Here is a 16899-nt window from a genome sequence, read left to right as displayed (position 1 = left end):
CCTCCCCGGCGCGACTAGAATGCAGTCTGCCCTGTTCCGGATGGATACGTCGTCGTGGGAAATCTGAAGACACCTGAGCACAAGTCGGAAGAGCGCAAGCTCACCCTGGGCGACATCGTGGCGATGCTGACCGAGGACGGACTGGTTGGCGCAGCCGACCTGGCGCATTTGCGCACGGTTCGCCGGCGCCGCGACACCGACCCCCATCCTTTGGCCACGCTAGGCGAACTGCGCCTGCCCAGCGCACGGGACCCCGGCCAGATCCTCACTACCGCATTCCTGACCGAGTGGCTGGCCGGCCGCAGCGGCCTGCCCTTCCTGCATATCGACCCGCTTAAGGTGGATGTTGCCCGGGTGTGCAACGCGGTGTCCCACGCCTACGCGACACGCTTCCATATCCTGCCCGTCTCGGTGGAGGCAGGCGAGGTCACGGTCGCGACCGCCGAGCCCTTCGAGCGGGAATGGCAAAGCGTGCTGGAACAAGCCCTGCGCCTGCGCGTACGCGCGGTCATGGCCAACCCGGTCGACATCCGCCGCTACCTCGCCGAGTTCTACAGCCTGGCGCGCTCGGTGCGCAGCGCCATGGACAAGCACCGAGCGCTGCCCAGTGGCATCACCAATTTCGAGCAGTTGGTGCAACTGGGACAAAGCACCGCCGTCGACGCCAACGACCAGGCCGTCATCCACATCGTGGACTGGTTGCTGCAATACGCTTTCGAGCAGCGCGCCAGCGACATCCACATCGAGCCGCGGCGTGACGAATGCCTGGTGCGCTTCCGCATCGACGGCGTGATGCACATGGTCTATCAGGCTCCGATGCAGATAATGGCGGCCATCACCAACCGCATCAAACTGATGGCGCGCATGGATGTGGTCGAGAAGCGTCGTCCGCAAGACGGTCGCATCAAGACCAAGACGCCCAAGGGTGAGGAGATCGAACTACGCCTGTCGTCCATGCCCACAGCCTTTGGCGAGAAGCTGGTGATCCGCATCTTCAACCCCGAGCTGTTGCTCAAGAGTTACAGCGAGCTGGGACTCTCGGACGAAGAACGCATCCAGTGGGAATCGCTGATCCGCCAGCCCCACGGCATCATCCTGGTAACCGGTCCCACTGGCAGTGGCAAGACCACGACCTTGTATTCGACCCTGCGTGAACTGGCCACGCCCGAGGTGAATGTGTGCACGGTGGAAGACCCGATCGAGATGGTCTATCCCCACCTTAACCAGATGCAGGTGCAGCACAACATCGGCCTGGACTTCGCCAGCGGCGTGCGCACCCTGATGCGGCAGGACCCGGACATCATCATGGTGGGTGAGATCCGCGACCTGGAAACGGCCGAGATGGCGATCCAGGCTGCCTTGACCGGCCACCTCGTCCTGTCGACGCTACACACCAACGATGCGCCTTCCGCGATCAGCCGGTTGATGGATCTTGGTGTGCCGCCCTATCTGATCCGCGCCACGGTGCTTGGCGTCATGGCACAGCGCCTGGCACGCACGGTATGCCCGCACTGTCGCAAGCCAGCGGCGGTGGATGCGATGCAGTGGAGTGACCTGATCACGCCCTGGAAATCAGCCATGCCGGAGCAACTGATGCAGGCGACCGGCTGCCTGGAATGCCGCATGACCGGCTACTTCGGACGTGCCGGCATCTACGAGATCATGTTACTGAGTTCGACGCTCAAGCAACTGATCGTGGACAACGTTGACACCGGCGCCTTGCGCCAGCAGGCCATGCGCGAAGGCATGCGTCCCCTGCGCATCGCCGGGGCAATGAAGATTGCCGCCGGGGTGACCACGCTGGAGGAAGTTGCCCGCACCACACCTCCAGCCTTTGGCGGCTAGGCGGGGTCCCGCGGCAAAGGGGTCAGGGCCTCGCGCATGAAGCGCGTGGCGTCGCCCAGTTCGCCATGGGTGGGTGCCATGCGCAGCGCGTTGACGAACTTCTTCCACACCGCGTCGGCCTGGACGATCTGGAATACGCCGATATGCTCGTCGCTGCGCCCGCGGCGCAACACCTTCACCTGCATCTGGCTGTGATCCTTGCTGCCAAGTTCGATTGACACCTGGCCTTCCACATTCACAGGAACAGGGTCTTCCAGGCGCGCGCGGAAACCACTGCGCGAACACTCGATCACTTTCATGCGGTAGACCGTCTCTGCCTGTGGGCCTGCTGACAGCAGCAACTCGCCCGGGCACATCACCGAGAAGCGCTGGTGCTGCCGCTTGCGCAGGCGGGTCTGTTCCGGGTCCTGTGGCAGCGGCGGCAGGTAGGCACGATAGGCCGGCAGATCATAGATCGCATGCAGCAGCACTTTTTCGCGCTCACTCGCTCGCTGGAATGTGCGCGTGCGTTGGTTGAAGAAGTGATTGATCAACTCCGGGGTCATCACCGGATCATTGGTCGTAAAGAAGCGTTTGTCGGGGAACTGGATGTTCGGCAGACTGACCTCGACGAAGTACTTGTACAGGTTCTTGGTCGGCTGCCGTCCGCTGTAGCACTTGCGATAGATGTCCGGCGCATTGGCGAGGTCGAGATGCGCTCCCACGGCGGGTGCGCCATTGACGAAATCATAGTGCTCCACCGGATTCGCCCGCAGGCGCCTGAAGAACAGCAGGGATTCGTACAGCCCGATATGGCGCGGGTTGACCGCGATCACCAAGTGACGCGTATCGAAGTACTTGGTGGCGTACTCGTACATGAACTTCATCAGCGGGAACAGAATCATCCCGCCGCGCGACTGATAACGCTTGTCTACTGCCAATGCCGAGACTTCCGCGATATTGCCGCCAGTACGCCGGATCGCGTCGATGTCGAAGATCTTCTGCAGTGGAAACCCCAGCGCACTCTCGCGGATCAGCGAGATCGTGCCAACCACACGGTCTCCCATCTTGGCCAGCAGGGTGGAGGTCGTGGGCAGCGCGTGGTACAGCGTGACCCGTAAGCCCGATGTGTCGGGCTGCATGAAACCGGCCTCGACATAAGCATCATGCAGCAGGCGGAAGCAGGCCTCGAGTTCCTCCTCCGTCTCCGCCAGTTTGAGCACGAGCGAAGACGGCGGCGCCTGGTCGCAGTTAATCAAGCGACGATAGGCCGCGAAGCGGGTGCGCCGTGGCAGCACCGACAGGACGGTACGGAAGATGCGGCGCCCGACGGCGCCGAGCAGGCGTTTCATGACCTGGCGCCGCGACCTGGCGGCGGCGATGACCTCTCTCGATTGACTGGGACTTCAGGCTCTGCTGGCCTTGTGCGCCGAAGCATAGCAGTCGATCCACCCAACAGCCATCCTGGATATGGAGAAGCGGTCCCGCAATACGACAGCGGCTCCCGTGAGGAGCCGCTTTCTTCCAACACAGGTAACGCTTACTTCAGCGTCGTCATCGCCACATGGTCCATATCCGGGAAGGTCTGGTTTTCGCCGCACATCCCCCAGATGAAGGTATAGGCCTGGGTGCCGACTCCGGTGTGGATCGACCAGCTCGGGCTGATCACGGCCTGCTCGTTGCGCATCACGACATGGCGCGTCTCGGTCGGTTCGCCACACATGTGGAACACGACACCATCCGGGTTCATGTTGAAGTAGAAATACACCTCCATGCGCCGCTCATGCGTATGGCAAGGCATGGTGTTCCACAGGCTGCCCTCGTCCAGCTTGGTCAGGCCCATCACCAGCTGACAGGAGTCGACCACGCCCGGCACGATGTACTTGTAGATGGTGCGACGGTTGCTCGTCCTGGCTTCACCCATGGTCTGCGGCGAGGCCTGGTCCTGAGTGATCTTCTTGGTCGGATAGGCCGCATGGGCCGGGGTGCTGTTGTAGTAAAACTTGGCGGGGGCATCCTGGCTCACGCTGCGGAAGCTCAGCTCCTTGGCGCCCTTGCCGATGTAGAGGGCCTCCTGGCCATTGATGGCATACTCCACGCCGTCGACGACGATCACCCCGGCTCCGCCGATGTTGATCACGCCCATTTCGCGACGTTCGAGGAAGTAGGCCGTCCCGTAGGTCTTGCCCAGGTCAGGCATGGACACGGCAGCATTCACGGGCATCACCCCGCCGAACACGATGCGATCGACGTGACTGTAGGTCATGGTCATCTGGTCGGCCGCAAAGATCTGCTCGACGAGAAACTCGCGGCGCAATCCTTCGGTGTCCAGTGTCTTGGTATAGGCCGCATTGACGGCCTGGCGGATATCGATGTGCATGTCATTCACTCCTGCGGATACGGCACGGCCGGGGGGTGCCCGGGGAAAGGCTCTAGTCTGACGCGATTTTACGCGGCTTCCGGGACCTTGCCCTGCACTGGATCAAGCCCATAACAAAGAAACAAAAGGCCTTGCCTGTGATAGGCAAGGCCTTTCACAAGAACGCGCTCGATTACTTGAGCTGACAAATGTCCAGCACGTTCATGTCCGTGTAATCCAGGTTCTCGCCGCCCATGGCCCAGATGAAGGCATAGTTGCTGGTGCCCGAGCCCATGTGGATGGACCAGGGTGGCGACATCACGGCCTCGTCCTTGGCCAGCACCAGGTGGCGCATGTCGTCCGGCTGCCCCATGAAGTGCATGACACGCTGATCGTCCTTGAGGTCGAAGTAGAAGTAGACCTCCGAACGGCGGTCGTGCAGGTGCGGCGGACAGGTGTTCCAGACCGAGCCGGTCTTGAGGATCGTCAGCCCCAGCAGCAACTGGCAGGACTGTGCGGTGGTCGGCACGATGTACTGGTAGATCGTGCGCTCGTTCGAGGTCTCGGCGGCGCCACGCTCCAGCGGCACAGCCTTGTCGATGGCGATGTGCTTGGTTTCGTGGCGCTGATGGGCTGGTGTGGACACCAGGTAGAACTTGGCCGGCGTGGCCGCTTCGGCCGATTCGAACTCCACCAAGGCCGAACCCATGGCGATGTAGAGACCGTCCTTCGGAGCCATGTCGTAACGCTGGCCATCCACGGTGATGATTCCCCTGCCCGCTCCGACATTGATGACGCCCAGTTCGCGCCGTTCCAGGAAGGGCTTGCCGGCCGCTGAGGGCGGTTCGGTCTGTGTGGGCAGCGCGAGCTTCTTTGACACCGGGGCCGCACCACCGACCACCATGCGCTCGAAATGGGAGTAATTGAGGTTCAGTTCATCCGCCACGAACAGTTGGCTGAACAGGTAACGCTGGCGCAGTTGTTCGTTGGACGCCCCGATCATGGAATCGGGGGCGGTCGCATAGTAGGTCTTGCGATAGATGCTCATCGGGCGGCTCTCCGGAAGGGGGCGGGCCCGACGCGAATGCGTCGGGCTGGTTCGGACCGGGTTGTGCAGCGCGGCCACTCCTCTTTTTATAGTCGGCGCAAGCGCCGCGGGCGTGGCCGTGCAATCAGTTTTCGCTTGCCGCCTTCCAGCCTTTGCCAGGGTCAAACAGGCGAATGCCCGTGGCCTGCTTTGCGGTGCCGGGGCCAAGATCGCGCTCGTAGACCACGCCATCCTGGTTCACGATGAAGCTCTTGACGCCGGATACACCGTAGGAGACAGGCCAGGCCAGCACGGCGAAACCGCCGATCTGCCGCCCGTTAACCACATAGTCCCGCGCACCACCACGGGCCGCCCGGCCCTGCCCCGGCAACATGCGGTAGTGATAGCCGAAGTAGGCGCTGTCTTCGCCGGTGTAACCCTGGCGTGCAGCCCTGGCCACCAGCGGACCCAGGGGGCTCGGGGGCTCGCCGGCGAGGGCCGGCCAGTAGAGGCCATCGCGCCGGCCTTCGCTGCTCTCGAAGCGGCCGGCGTACTGCCCTGCCCTGTTGGCGGCCGCATCGCGCAGGAAGAACTCGTCCTGGGCCAGTACCACCTGGCGGAGCACCGCGATCGTGGTCAGCTCATTGCGGCCAATGCGCCGGTTGAGGCTTTCCTCGAGACCTGCCTCGATGTCGAACTGCCAGCCCGCCTGGGTCTGGCGCAGCGGCAAGGAGAAAGGGTAGCGGTTGGGGCCGACTACCAGGGTTCGACCATTGGCGCCCAGTTTCTCGAACTCGTGCGCCTGCTCGTAGGCCGCGACGAAACGTTTCCAGGCGGCCTGGTCCTGCGTCGGGTCGCCGCTGAGGATCATTTCATGGCTGCGCCCGCCCAATACCTCCAGGATTCGCGTGGCGTCCTGCGTCTTGAGTGCGCTGACAAAGGCTTCTGCCGCCGCTTCGGGGCTGGGGAAGAACTTGCCCTCCGGCGCAATCGACCACGCTGGCATGGCTACGCCCAGGCACAGGCCCAGGGGCAACAGACGACGGAGCACGTGTTTCAGGATGGATTGCTTCATGAAGTTACCCATTCGATGATTCCTCAACGACGGCCGCCGCGCGCGCCGCCCCCCGAAAAGGACCGTCCCCCCGCCGCGCCACCACCCGAGACGGAGCGGCTGGTGCTGCCACGCGAACTGTAGTCACGCGTGCGGCTCCCGCTGTCCATGCCGGAGAAGGCTGAGCCACGGTCGGCCGTGCCGGCCTGTGGACTGCGATCGATTCCCCCGCCCGCCCGGTCCTGCACGCCGCCACGATCACCCGCCCGATCTGTCGTGCCGGTACGCCCGGCATCCCGACTGCGATCGAGTTGGCCAGCCGTGGCGCCGCCGCGGTCGAAGTTCTGCCCCAGATCCTGACGACCTGTCTCGGCGCGCCCGCGAAACTCTTCACGCGCCTGCGTGTTGCGCGCCTGGCCGGAGCGCTCGCCATACTGCTTGCGCGCCCCTTCGCTGTTGTAGGGCACGCCGCGACGGTTCTCGGCGTTGTGCGACCAGGAGCGATCGCCCCCGTTGATCTGGTTGTTGTGATTGACGCGGTTGAAGTTGTTGACGTTGATGTTGACGTCGCCCCGTCCCCAGTTGCAGCCGCCCCACAGCCAACTGCCCACGGCCACGCCGACGGCGAAGGAAAAGAAGGCCGCCCCCGGCACGTAACCGGGCGGATACCAGTAATACGGCGGTGGCGCTGGGTACCACCAGGTGCCATAGACCACGGTCGGGTCGTAGGTCGGCACGTAGACCACCTGCGGATCGGCTGCCTCGACCTTGATGATGGTCTGGCCCCCTTCATTGGCGGTACTGACCGTCTGCTCCTTGCTGCTCTGCAGCGACCCGGCCTGCTTCGCCTTGGCACGCAGGCTCTGCACCGTGTCCATGACCTGCTTCTGCTGGCCCAGGAAGGCGTCTCCGAGACGCTGCGTCCATTCCAGCTTCTCGTTCATCATGGTCAGCACATTGGGGAAAGCCGTCAGCGATTTGACCGAGGGGTCCCATTTCTGGGCGTCCATCGCGGTTTCGAGCGCCTTTCCTTCGACTTTGGGATTGGCCTTGCGCCAGCGGGCCGCCTCCACCACGTCCAGTGGATAGGTCGATGCCATCAGAATCTGCGCCAGCAGCGCATCCGGGTGAAGGGCAATCGGCGCCAGCAGCTCATCCAGTTCCTGCTGCGAGAACACCTTGCCAGGCGCGGTCTCGCCACTGGCACTGGGGGCAGGTGGCGTCTGCGCCTGGGCCACGGGAAGCATCCATCCACTGCCCGATGCGAGGGAGGACGCAACCAGAAGGGACAACAATCGGGCACACCGCTTTGCCATCTGCGTCTCCACGGAAGGGTAAGAAACAGACTGTAGCAAATGCGCGTACAGAAGAGTGATCAGCCGCAAGCCTTGCAGGCCGTATCGCGCCCGTATCGCACGCTGCGTATCTGCATGCTCAGCCCGTCGATGAGCAGCAGGCGCCCGGTGAGTACTTCACCGCAGTCGGCAATGAGCTTGAGCGTCTCTGCCGCCTGCAGGCTGCCCACCAGGCCGGTCAGGGGGGCGAACACGCCAGTCACGGCGCAACGTAGTTCCTCCACCTCATCCCCTTCCGGGAAGAGGCAGTGGTAGCAAGGGTTGCCAGGCTCACGCAGGTCGAACACCGACACCTGCCCGTCGAAACGGATGGCGGCACCGGACACCAGGGGCTTGCGATGGCGCAGGCAGGCACGGTTCACCGCGTGCCGCGTGCTGAAGTTGTCGCTGCAGTCAAGCACCACATCGGCGGCCGCGATCTGTTCGTCCAGGGCTGCGCCCTCCAGGCGCTGGGCCAGCGCTTCGATGCGCAGCTCGGGGGTGAGTCGATTCAGGCTGCGCGCCGCAGATTCCACTTTGAGCATGCCGATCGCATCGGCGGTGTGGAGAATCTGCCGCTGAAGGTTGGTGGCGTCCACCGTGTCGCCGTCCGCCAGTACCAGGGTGCCGACACCGGCAGTGGCCAGGTAGGTGGCGGCTGGGCAGCCCAGTCCGCCGGCTCCGATGATGAGGACCTTGCTGTCGAGGATGGCCTGCTGCCCGGCAACGTCGATCTGCGGCAGCAGGATATGGCGGGAGTAGCGGAGGAGTTGCTGGTCGTCCATGCGCGCGTTTCCGGAAAGTCAGGTCCGGAGCTTAACGCGCAGCAAGGGTCGGGCGCGAATGAAAAAGGGGGCGAGCGGCGTCACCGCCGCCCACCCCACTCCACCTCGTCGAAAGCAGATCTGCCTTAGGCCGCGAGCTTGCGTGCCTCGCCCTCGGCGGACGCGCGCCGACGCGCCGGCTTGCGGCGTACGGCACCCGGATCAAATTGCCCGTCCAGGTGCTTGAGCGCATCCTTGCGCGCCTTGAGCGCAGCTTTGAAGGCGCCCTCCTCGCCATACTTCTTGACCGAGAACTTGACGCGCTTGCGGCGACCGTCCGGCAGTGGCCAGGAGGCCACCCAGAACCAGCGCTGCTTGTCCTCGGGAAGATCTCGCGTCTCCGAGGCGCAGTAGCGACAGACGCCGACCACGCCGGAGCGGTTGTTCTTCTTCACGATGTTGGAATACTCGCGCATGGAGAACGGCGGGTGTTTCGCGATCACCTCATCGCGGTAGCCCTTGGCTGCCGCAAAGGACTTCTGCTTGCCCCCATGCACGCCGTCAGAAAAATGCTTGCGGTAAATCACGCCGCGACGCTGGATTGTGACCAGCCACCCATGGGTACGGCTGACTTCGTTATCCACGCGACTGATCCCGTATGTGCTGCCTCGGCTCACGTCGTTCCTCCATTCATGATCGGGGTGTAGGGCGGCGATGGGAAGGTTTTCGGCCAGGCGCGCAGAAACTTTAGCCATCGCCCCCGCGATCTGCCAGACGGTTGCCGTCGAGGGCGCCGTCCCCCCGTCTGGTATTCAAGGTCCCCCTGTTGCGGCCGGTAATGAGGCATGACGGCCGGCGACGTACCGGTCGCGGAGAAACGCAATGAAAATCCTTGAATCGAACCTGCAGTCGCAGTCTGCTGCGCTGCAGTGGCAGTATCGGCGGCAGGAAAGCAGCTTTCAAATCGAGCTTCGCCTGCCGGAACCCCCGGTGGTCGAGCCGCAGGACAGCACGCCGGTCACCCTCTCGGCCGAAGCGCTGGTGCTGGAGCCGGATGAGTCAGGACACGCCCTGGACACCCGCCTGCAGATCCTGGTCTCGGTAGTCGAGATGCTGACCGGGCGCAAGGTGCGCTTCTTCCAGGAAAGCGATGTCCGCCCCGTCGAAACAGGCGCTCACGGACAGGGTCAGACGGCGCCCTCCGCTGCCGGCACGGCCACCGCTGCGGCCGAGCCTGAATTCAGCTTGCGCGTTGAGACACGCTCGATTCGAGAGGAGGCGGAGTTCGCGCGCTACCAAGCCAGTGGCTCAGTGCGCACGGCGGATGGACGCCAGATTGATTTCGCGTTGGAACTGGAGATGGCGCGCTACGAGTACGAGGAAAGCAGCATGGTCCTGGAGGCTGGCAACGCCCGTCCGAAAGACCCGCTGGTCCTGAACCTGGGCGCGGATCGCGTGCGTTTGCTGGACGAGCGCTTCAGCTTCGATCTGCTGGCGGATGGCACGGAGTCGTCCCTGGCACGTCTGGGCAGCGGCAGCTTCTTTCTGGCGCTGGACCGCAACGCCAATGGCAGTATCGATTCCGGGCGAGAGCTCTTCGGTCCGCAGAGCGGCGATGGATTTTCCGATCTCGCTGCGCTGGACGAGGACGGCAATGGCTGGATCGACGAGGGCGATTCAGGCTTTGCGCAACTGCGATTGTGGCGACCGGATGAAAGCCTGCAGACCCTGGCAGAGGCCGGCGTGGGCGCGCTGGCCTTGGATCACAGGGCGACCCCTTACAGCCTGAAGACCCCTCAGGGGGAGGTGGCCGGACAGATCCGTAGCAGCGGCTTGTACCTGAATGAAAACGGCAGCGCCGGGACGCTGCAGCAGATTGACCTGATGGCCTGAGCAGCGGCGCTGCCGCTCAGTCGTCCACCAACTGCAGGGTCATGCCGACCGAAGTCACGTTGAGCGCTGCGGTTGCCTTTTCGCCGCTGGCAGCCAGCGTCTTCTCGGCCTTGCTGAGACGCTGCACCATCGCCGTGACAAGGCGTGCGCGCATGTGATCACGGCATTCTTCCGACGCAAGATCCAGCGCGGCGGGCGAGATTTCGAGGTAGCGCGTAGGCGACAAGCTGACCACGGTGCACTGCTGCTTGTGGTCGATCTCGTCGAGATAGGCGGTTTCACCGAAGGAGTCGCCCGGGCCCAGTTTCATGACCCGCTTGCCGTCCATCGACAGTTCCACCTCACCTTCCAGCACGATGCCGAAACGCTGGTCGGTGCTGCCTTCCTTGATGATCTGGGTCTGCAGATCGACCACCCGCCAGGCCGAGAAACGCACCACTTCCCAGATCTCGATGTCGTCAAACTCGGTGAAGAACGGCAGGCGGCGGATCTGCGCGAAACGCGAACTGTCCGGAACCCGAGCGTTCTCGTCCATGATCTTGTAGCGCACCGCAGACAAGTCCTTGGCGAACTCGGCGCCGTTCTTGTAGCGCGAGTACAGATCCTTCTCCAGGGCCTTGCGGATCACCGAATCCATCTGCTCCGGCACGTCCGGGTTGAGCTGGCTGGCCGAGGGCGGATCGGCATTGATGATCTTGTAGACGAGCTGGGCCGGGTTCTTCGCGCGGAACGGCAGGCGCCCGGTCAGCAGATGAAACAGCACGACCCCCAGCGAGTAGAGATCGGTCTTCTGGTTCAGCGGGTAGCTCTTGATCTGCTCTGGCGACATATAGGCCGGCGAGCCCACGCCCATGATGAAGGTCGAGTCGCGGTCGCTTTTCTTGTGGACGTTCAGCGCTAGACCAAAATCGGTGATTTTGACGTTGTCGTTCTCGTCGATCAGGATGTTCGCCGGCTTGATGTCGCGGTGCACGATGCCCTGGCGATAGGCGTAGTCCAGCGCCATCGCGCACTTGAATACGATGCTCACCGCGCGATGGATGGGCAGCATCTTCTCAAAGCTACAGAAGTCCTCCAGCGTCGTGCCGGGGAAATACTCCATCACGATGTAGGCCTGCTCCTCCTCGATCACGGCCTCGTGAATCTTGATGATGTTCGGGTGTTCGAGCTTCTTGGCGACGGACTCTTCGGCCCGCAGAAGCTTGAGAAGCCGGCGGTTCCACTTGGCCTCGTCCTTGCCCTTGTCCTTGAAGGAGATGTGCTTGACGGCAACAGGCTGCGGAAAGAAGGGATTCTCGGCGAGGTATACGGTCGCAGTGGCGCCCCGTCCGACCTCCCGGACCAGCCTGTATTTGCCAATTTTCTCTGGAATGCTGGACATGGCTGCCCTCGAAAGCCCCGACCGACTATGCAGTTTCAATAGTAACCGCTGAACTTGGGGCGTGCGCACAAAAAACTCGGCTTTCGCCTCTTGATATGGACAAAAGCGTCCCCAAGTGCGGTCCAGTGTTTTATCAGGGAGTGTGACTCATGCAGGACAGCACCGGACTGCCGGAACAAGAACCCGCCCAGGAAAATGGACAGACGGCCAGTGCCGCGACGCAGGCGGAAAACCATACCGACACCATCCCCAGCCTCGAAGAGCAGTTGCGCCAGATCGAGCTGAAGGCCGAGGAGCACCACGATGCCTGGCTGCGCGCCAAGGCCGAGACGGAGAACGTACGCCGCCGTGCCCAGGACGATGTTGCCAAGGCGGCCAAGTTTGCTATTGAGAAGTTCGCCGGCGAGTTGCTGTTGGTGAAGGACAGTCTCGAACAGACCCTGGCGGTCGAGGGGGCCACGCCGGAAGCCATCCGTGAGGGCGTAGACCTGACGCTCAAGAACCTCGTCAAGGCTTTCGAAAAGAGCGGCATCGAAGAAATCAACCCGGTCGGCGAGAAGTTCGATCCGCACAAGCACCAGGCGATCAGTCAAATCCCCTCCGAACACCCCGCCAACACGGTCGCCCAGGTGTTCCAGAAGGGCTACCTGCTCGAAGGCCGCGTGCTGCGCCCTGCCCTGGTGGCGGTATCCAGTGGCCAGGCCTCTTGAACTGCACGCAAACAACCCTAATTACGAGTCAGGAATGAATTTCCGCGCAGCCCAAGGCGGCGCAACGAATACAACAAGGAGTTTCTAGCATGGCAAAGATCATCGGTATCGACCTGGGCACCACCAATAGCTGTGTCGCCATCATGGAAGGCGGCACGCCCAAGGTCATCGAGAACTCGGAAGGCGCACGCACTACCCCCTCCATCGTCGCCTACATGGAAGAAGGCGAAATCCTGTGCGGCGCGCCGGCCAAGCGCCAGGCCGTGACCAACGCCAAGAACACGCTGTACGCCGTCAAGCGCCTGATCGGCCGCCGCTTCGAAGAGAAGGAAGTGCAGAAGGACATCAACCTGATGCCCTACACCATCACCAAGGCCGACAATGGCGACGCTTGGGTCGAAGTTCGCGGCAAGAAGATGGCCCCGCCGCAGATTTCCGCCGAAGTGCTGCGCAAGATGAAGAAGACCGCCGAAGACTACCTGGGTGAAGAAGTCACCGAGGCAGTCATCACGGTGCCCGCCTACTTCAACGACAGCCAGCGTCAGGCTACCAAGGATGCCGGCCGTATCGCCGGGCTGGAAGTGAAGCGCATCATCAACGAGCCGACCGCTGCCGCGCTGGCCTTCGGCCTCGACAAGGTCGGCAAGAAGGACCAGAAGATCGCCGTGTTCGACCTCGGCGGTGGCACCTTCGACATCTCCATCATCGAGATCGCCGACGTGGATGGCGACAAGCAGTTCGAGGTTCTGGCCACCAATGGCGACACCTTCCTGGGTGGTGAAGACTTCGACCAGCGCCTGATCGACTACATCGTCGACGAGTTCAAGAAGCAGAACGGCGTCGACCTGTCGAAGGACGCGATCGCCCTGCAGCGTATCAAGGCCGCGGCCGAACGTGCCAAGATCGAGCTGTCGTCCAGCCAGCAGACCGAAATCAACGAGCCCTACATCACCATGACCAATGGCGCCCCGGCGCACTTGACCATGAAGATCACGCGCGCCAAGTTCGAATCGCTGGTCGAGGAACTGGTCAACGCCACCATCGAGCCCTGCCGCAAGGCGCTGAAGGATGCCGGCCTGGGTGTCTCCGACATCGACGACGTGATCCTGGTCGGCGGCCAGACCCGCATGCCCAAGGTGCAGGAGAAGGTGAAGGAGTTCTTCGGCAAGGAGCCGCGCAAGGACGTAAACCCCGACGAAGCCGTCGCCGTGGGCGCTGCCGTGCAAGGTGGCGTGCTGCAAGGCGATGTGAAGGACGTGCTGCTGCTCGACGTCTGCCCGCTGTCCCTGGGCATCGAGACCCTGGGTGGCGTGATGACTGCGATGATCAAGCGCAACACCACCATTCCGACCAAGCACGCGCAGGTGTTCTCGACGGCGGACGATAACCAGCCCGCGGTGACCATCAAGGTTTATCAAGGCGAGCGTGAGATGGCCTCGGGCAATAAGCTGCTGGGCGAATTCAACCTGGAAGGCATTCCACCGGCCCCGCGCGGCACCCCGCAGATCGAGGTCACCTTCGACATCGACGCCAACGGCATCCTGCATGTGAAGGCCGCAGACAAGGCCACCGGCAAGGAAAACAAGATCACCATCAAGGCGAACTCGGGTCTGTCCGAAGACGAAATCCAGAAAATGGTGAACGATGCCGCGGCACACGCCGAGGAAGACAAGCGCCAGCACGAACTGGTCGATGCGCGCAACCAGTGCGAAGCGCTGGTGCACACGACCAAGAAGGCGCTGTCTGAACACGGTGACAAGGTGTCGGCCGAAGAAAAGGGCAAGATCGAAGCCGCCCTTAAGGACGCCGAGGAAGCCCTCAAGAGCAGTGACAAGGCCGAGATCGACGCCAAGGCCCAGGCCCTCGCCATGGCCAGCCAGAAGCTGGGCGAAGCCATGTACGCGAAGGAGCAGGCTGCCGCAGGTGCCGCCCCTGGCGCGCAAGCGGAAGCCAAACCGGCCGACGACAACGTGGTGGATGCCGAATTCACGGAAGTGAAAGACAAGAAGTAAGCTCAGCCCCACCTCACGAGGCACAGAGATGCAGAGATCCTTCCTCTCTGTGCTCTGTGCCTCGGCGTATTTGAAGCAGTAGCGGAATCAGACCATGGCAAAACGCGACTACTACGAAGTGCTCGGCATCAATCGGGACGCTTCGGACGACGACATCAAGAAGGCCTACCGCAAGCTGGCCATGAAGTACCACCCCGACCGCAACCCGGACAGCAAGGAGGCGGAGGACAAGTTCAAGGAGGCCAAGGAGGCCTACGAGGTACTGAGCGACAGCCAGAAGCGCGGCGCCTACGACCGCTACGGCCATGCCGGCGTCGACCCCTCCATGGGCGGCGGCGCAGGACCGGGCGGCGCCGGCTTCGAGGGCTTCGCCGATGCCTTCGGTGGCATCTTCGACGAAATCTTCGGTGGCCGTGCGGGAGGTGGTGGCGGAGGCCAGCGCGTCTACCGCGGTGCCGATCTGCGCTACAACCTTGAGGTCTCGCTGGAAGAAGCGGCCCGCGGCGTCGAGAAAACCATCCGCATCCCCGTCATGGAGGAATGCGGCACCTGCCATGGTTCCGGCGCCAAGCCCGGCACCCAGCCCAAGACCTGCAGCACCTGCGGCGGAGCGGGACAGGTACGCATGCAGCAGGGTTTCTTCTCGATTCAGCAAACCTGTCCGAAGTGCCACGGCTCCGGGCGCGTCATCACCGACCCCTGCGGTGATTGCCACGGCGCCGGGCGTATCAAGAAGCAGAAGACGCTGGAGGTCAAGATCCCGGCCGGTATCGACGACGGCATGCGCCTGCGCCATGCCGGCTTCGGCGAGCCGGGCGTGAATGGCGGTCCAGCAGGCGACCTGTACGTCGAAATCCACATTCGCCAGCACCCGGTCTTCCAGCGCGACAATGACGACCTGCATTGCGAGATGCCGATCAGCTTCGTCACCGCTGCGCTGGGCGGCGAAGTCGAGATTCCGACCCTGGACGGCGCAGCCTCGATCAAGATTCCGGCCGAGACGCAGACCGGCAAGGTCTTCCGCCTGCGTGGCAAAGGCATCCGCAATGTGCGCAGTGGCCACTTCGGTGACCTGCACTGCCATGTGATCGTGGAAACCCCGGTCAAGCTGACGGAACGTCAGAAGGAGTTGCTGCGCGAGTTCGAAAACCTCGCGCAGGGCGAGCACGACAGCCAGAACCCGCGCGCCAAGAGCTGGATGGACAAGGTGCGCGATTTCTTCGCGGACTGATTCGCAGAAAGTGGGATGTCTTCGGGAATAATTTCGGGCCTCGGGGTGTCAACCCCGAGCCGGAAAACCGGCTGATACCCCACAACCGCTACCGAGGAGTCCCCGATGAAGTTCCAGATTGCCGCGTTTGCCGCACTTGTGACTTTCAGTGCCCCTGCTCTCTCCCAGCAATTCAAGCCCGCAGACCAGATCAAGTATCGACAGTCCGCGATGCAGGTATTCCAGCGCAATGCCACCATCCTGAATGCCATGGCGAAGGGCGATGTGCCTTACAACAAGGAAACCGCGGCTGCCAGTGCTGAACTGATCAACCTGCTGGCCAAGCAGGTCGCCAGTGGTTTCGGGCCAGGCAGCGAGAACGGTGCGCCAACTCGGGCCGACATGAAGATCTGGTCTGATGCGGCCGGCTTCAAGGCGGTCAATGACAAACTCATGGCTGCCAGTGCCAAGCTGGCAGCCGCCAATGGCGATCTGAACGGCATCAAGGCAGCTCTCGGTGACCTCGGGCAGTCTTGCAAAAGCTGCCATGACGATTACCGGTTGCGCGAAGCCCGCAACTAACTGATTGATCGGCTCCTGCTCAAAGAAAAGGCGACCACAACGGTCGCCTTTTTCATTGCCTGGCGCGGGAATGGTTACAGCTTGTTCACCACCCACCACACGCATCCTATTGCCACGGCCAGGACAATCAAACCGAGCCACACACTTCCGCCCTGTGCATCGCGCTCTGCGCCTTCCACCGTCTTTTTTCCGGTCAGCATCGGCAGGATCAGATTGTCCTTCTTGAAGAATCTGTAGAAGAAAACTGCAAGAACATGGAGCCCAACCAGCACCCACAAGACATTCGAATTGAACTCATGAAACTCGGTCAGGGCTGCACTCAGCTCACTACTCACCAGTTTTGCCAGCGGCCCCTCGAAAAACTCGTCCGTGGAGGTGAACAGCCCGCTGGTAGCCTGCGCCGCCAGAACGAGAAGTAAAGCCAGCACGGATAGCGCGCCGATCGGGTTGTGTCCTAGCCCTTTGTAGGTGCCATTCAGATATGCCCGGATCGCTGAGGGCCCCTTCACGAAGCTCGCGAAGCGCGCATGCGTGCCACCGACAAAGCCCCACAGGATGCGGAACAGCAGCAAGGTCAGCACGGCGTAGCCGATCTTGGCGTGGGCATCCAGGTTGTCGAAGAATTCGGACAGAAAGCTCCCCGCCACCAGCAGCAGTAAAGCCCAGTGGAAAATGCGCAATGGCAGATCCCATACCCTCACCTTGCGGATCTCTTGATTCTGTTCACTCATGCGTGCTCCTCCCTAGGT

General features: G+C 62.6%; 15 protein-coding genes. 6 read left to right on the top strand and 9 right to left on the bottom strand.

Features of this window, described 5'->3' with window-relative positions:
- Positions 1 to 54: 54 nt before the first annotated feature.
- The gene (tfpB, locus tag NMB43_RS10345) at positions 55 to 1845 is read left to right on the top strand and encodes a type IV pilus assembly ATPase TfpB (protein WP_494352080.1); all 1791 of its coding nucleotides are present in this window, start codon (positions 55 to 57) and stop codon (positions 1843 to 1845) included.
- On the opposite strand, the gene NMB43_RS10340 is transcribed toward tfpB, so the two are convergent.
- The 7 genes from NMB43_RS10340 to NMB43_RS10310 all read right to left on the bottom strand — a co-directional run bounded on the left by NMB43_RS10340 (position 1842) and on the right by NMB43_RS10310 (position 9006).
- Entirely contained in the window at positions 1842 to 3176 is a 1335-nt protein-coding gene (locus NMB43_RS10340; RefSeq protein WP_494352079.1) for an N-acyl amino acid synthase FeeM domain-containing protein, read from the bottom strand. The genes tfpB and NMB43_RS10340 overlap by 4 nt on opposite strands.
- A gap of 188 nt (positions 3177 to 3364) precedes the next feature.
- Complete coding sequence (gene kduI / locus NMB43_RS10335; protein WP_494352078.1) at positions 3365 to 4204, bottom strand: 5-dehydro-4-deoxy-D-glucuronate isomerase; 840 nt, start codon at positions 4202 to 4204, stop codon at positions 3365 to 3367.
- A gap of 172 nt (positions 4205 to 4376) precedes the next feature.
- Positions 4377 to 5231, bottom strand: a complete 855-nt coding sequence (gene kduI / locus NMB43_RS10330) for a 5-dehydro-4-deoxy-D-glucuronate isomerase (protein ID WP_494352077.1) — start codon at positions 5229 to 5231, stop codon at positions 4377 to 4379.
- Positions 5232 to 5355: 124 nt separating this feature from the next.
- Positions 5356 to 6297, bottom strand: coding sequence for a DUF2950 domain-containing protein (locus NMB43_RS10325; protein WP_494352076.1), 942 nt, complete (start codon positions 6295 to 6297; stop codon positions 5356 to 5358).
- An 11-nt stretch (positions 6298 to 6308) separates the two neighbouring features.
- Positions 6309 to 7511, bottom strand: coding sequence for a DUF3300 domain-containing protein (locus NMB43_RS10320; RefSeq protein ID WP_494352075.1), 1203 nt, complete (start codon positions 7509 to 7511; stop codon positions 6309 to 6311).
- Positions 7512 to 7639: 128 nt separating this feature from the next.
- Positions 7640 to 8383, bottom strand: coding sequence for a HesA/MoeB/ThiF family protein (locus NMB43_RS10315; RefSeq protein ID WP_494352074.1), 744 nt, complete (start codon positions 8381 to 8383; stop codon positions 7640 to 7642).
- 125 nt (positions 8384 to 8508) lie between these two features.
- Positions 8509 to 9006, bottom strand: coding sequence for an AP2 domain-containing protein (locus tag NMB43_RS10310; RefSeq protein ID WP_494352073.1), 498 nt, complete (start codon positions 9004 to 9006; stop codon positions 8509 to 8511).
- Between the two features lie 238 nt (positions 9007 to 9244).
- Here NMB43_RS10310 and NMB43_RS10305 point away from each other — a divergent pair, with 238 nt between their 5' ends.
- Positions 9245 to 10255 (top strand): SPM autocatalytic domain-containing protein, encoded by a 1011-nt coding sequence (locus tag NMB43_RS10305; RefSeq protein WP_494352072.1) that lies wholly within the window; start codon positions 9245 to 9247, stop codon positions 10253 to 10255.
- 16 nt (positions 10256 to 10271) lie between these two features.
- Here the strand turns inward: NMB43_RS10305 and NMB43_RS10300 are convergent, their stop codons facing one another.
- On the bottom strand, positions 10272 to 11636 hold the full coding sequence (locus NMB43_RS10300; RefSeq protein WP_494352071.1) for a protein kinase domain-containing protein: 1365 nt from the start codon (positions 11634 to 11636) through the stop codon (positions 10272 to 10274).
- 149 nt (positions 11637 to 11785) lie between these two features.
- Here NMB43_RS10300 and grpE point away from each other — a divergent pair, with 149 nt between their 5' ends.
- The 4 genes from grpE (at position 11786) to NMB43_RS10280 (ending at position 16150) form a co-directional block, all read left to right on the top strand.
- Entirely contained in the window at positions 11786 to 12346 is a 561-nt protein-coding gene (grpE, locus tag NMB43_RS10295) for a nucleotide exchange factor GrpE (protein WP_494352070.1), read from the top strand.
- An 89-nt stretch (positions 12347 to 12435) separates the two neighbouring features.
- Positions 12436 to 14358, top strand: a complete 1923-nt coding sequence (gene dnaK, locus NMB43_RS10290; RefSeq protein WP_494352069.1) for a molecular chaperone DnaK — start codon at positions 12436 to 12438, stop codon at positions 14356 to 14358.
- A gap of 94 nt (positions 14359 to 14452) precedes the next feature.
- Positions 14453 to 15589 (top strand): molecular chaperone DnaJ, encoded by a 1137-nt coding sequence (gene dnaJ, locus NMB43_RS10285; RefSeq protein ID WP_494352068.1) that lies wholly within the window; start codon positions 14453 to 14455, stop codon positions 15587 to 15589.
- A 105-nt stretch (positions 15590 to 15694) separates the two neighbouring features.
- On the top strand, positions 15695 to 16150 hold the full coding sequence (locus NMB43_RS10280; protein ID WP_494352067.1) for a c-type cytochrome: 456 nt from the start codon (positions 15695 to 15697) through the stop codon (positions 16148 to 16150).
- Between the two features lie 74 nt (positions 16151 to 16224).
- Here NMB43_RS10280 and NMB43_RS10275 read toward each other — a convergent pair whose 3' ends face one another.
- Entirely contained in the window at positions 16225 to 16881 is a 657-nt protein-coding gene (locus tag NMB43_RS10275) for a cytochrome b/b6 domain-containing protein (RefSeq protein ID WP_494352066.1), read from the bottom strand.
- Positions 16882 to 16899: the final 18 nt, after the last annotated feature.

This window comes from Uliginosibacterium sangjuense, from assembly GCF_059132465.1.
Note: the sequence above shows the minus strand (reverse complement) of the source record. Positions and strands in the feature narration are given on the sequence as shown.

Coding starts and splice junctions, on each gene's coding strand:
- NMB43_RS10300 (WP_494352071.1), bottom strand. CDS start 11,636: ATGTCCAGCATTCCAGAGAAAATTGGCAAATACAGGCTGGTCCGGGAG.
- NMB43_RS10280 (WP_494352067.1), top strand. CDS start 15,695: ATGAAGTTCCAGATTGCCGCGTTTGCCGCACTTGTGACTTTCAGTGCC.
- NMB43_RS10305 (WP_494352072.1), top strand. CDS start 9,245: ATGAAAATCCTTGAATCGAACCTGCAGTCGCAGTCTGCTGCGCTGCAG.
- kduI (WP_494352077.1), bottom strand. CDS start 5,231: ATGAGCATCTATCGCAAGACCTACTATGCGACCGCCCCCGATTCCATG.
- grpE (WP_494352070.1), top strand. CDS start 11,786: ATGCAGGACAGCACCGGACTGCCGGAACAAGAACCCGCCCAGGAAAAT.
- NMB43_RS10325 (WP_494352076.1), bottom strand. CDS start 6,297: ATGGGTAACTTCATGAAGCAATCCATCCTGAAACACGTGCTCCGTCGT.
- kduI (WP_494352078.1), bottom strand. CDS start 4,204: ATGCACATCGATATCCGCCAGGCCGTCAATGCGGCCTATACCAAGACA.
- NMB43_RS10275 (WP_494352066.1), bottom strand. CDS start 16,881: ATGAGTGAACAGAATCAAGAGATCCGCAAGGTGAGGGTATGGGATCTG.
- NMB43_RS10315 (WP_494352074.1), bottom strand. CDS start 8,383: ATGGACGACCAGCAACTCCTCCGCTACTCCCGCCATATCCTGCTGCCG.
- NMB43_RS10340 (WP_494352079.1), bottom strand. CDS start 3,176: ATGAAACGCCTGCTCGGCGCCGTCGGGCGCCGCATCTTCCGTACCGTC.
- dnaJ (WP_494352068.1), top strand. CDS start 14,453: ATGGCAAAACGCGACTACTACGAAGTGCTCGGCATCAATCGGGACGCT.
- NMB43_RS10320 (WP_494352075.1), bottom strand. CDS start 7,511: ATGCTTCCCGTGGCCCAGGCGCAGACGCCACCTGCCCCCAGTGCCAGT.
- dnaK (WP_494352069.1), top strand. CDS start 12,436: ATGGCAAAGATCATCGGTATCGACCTGGGCACCACCAATAGCTGTGTC.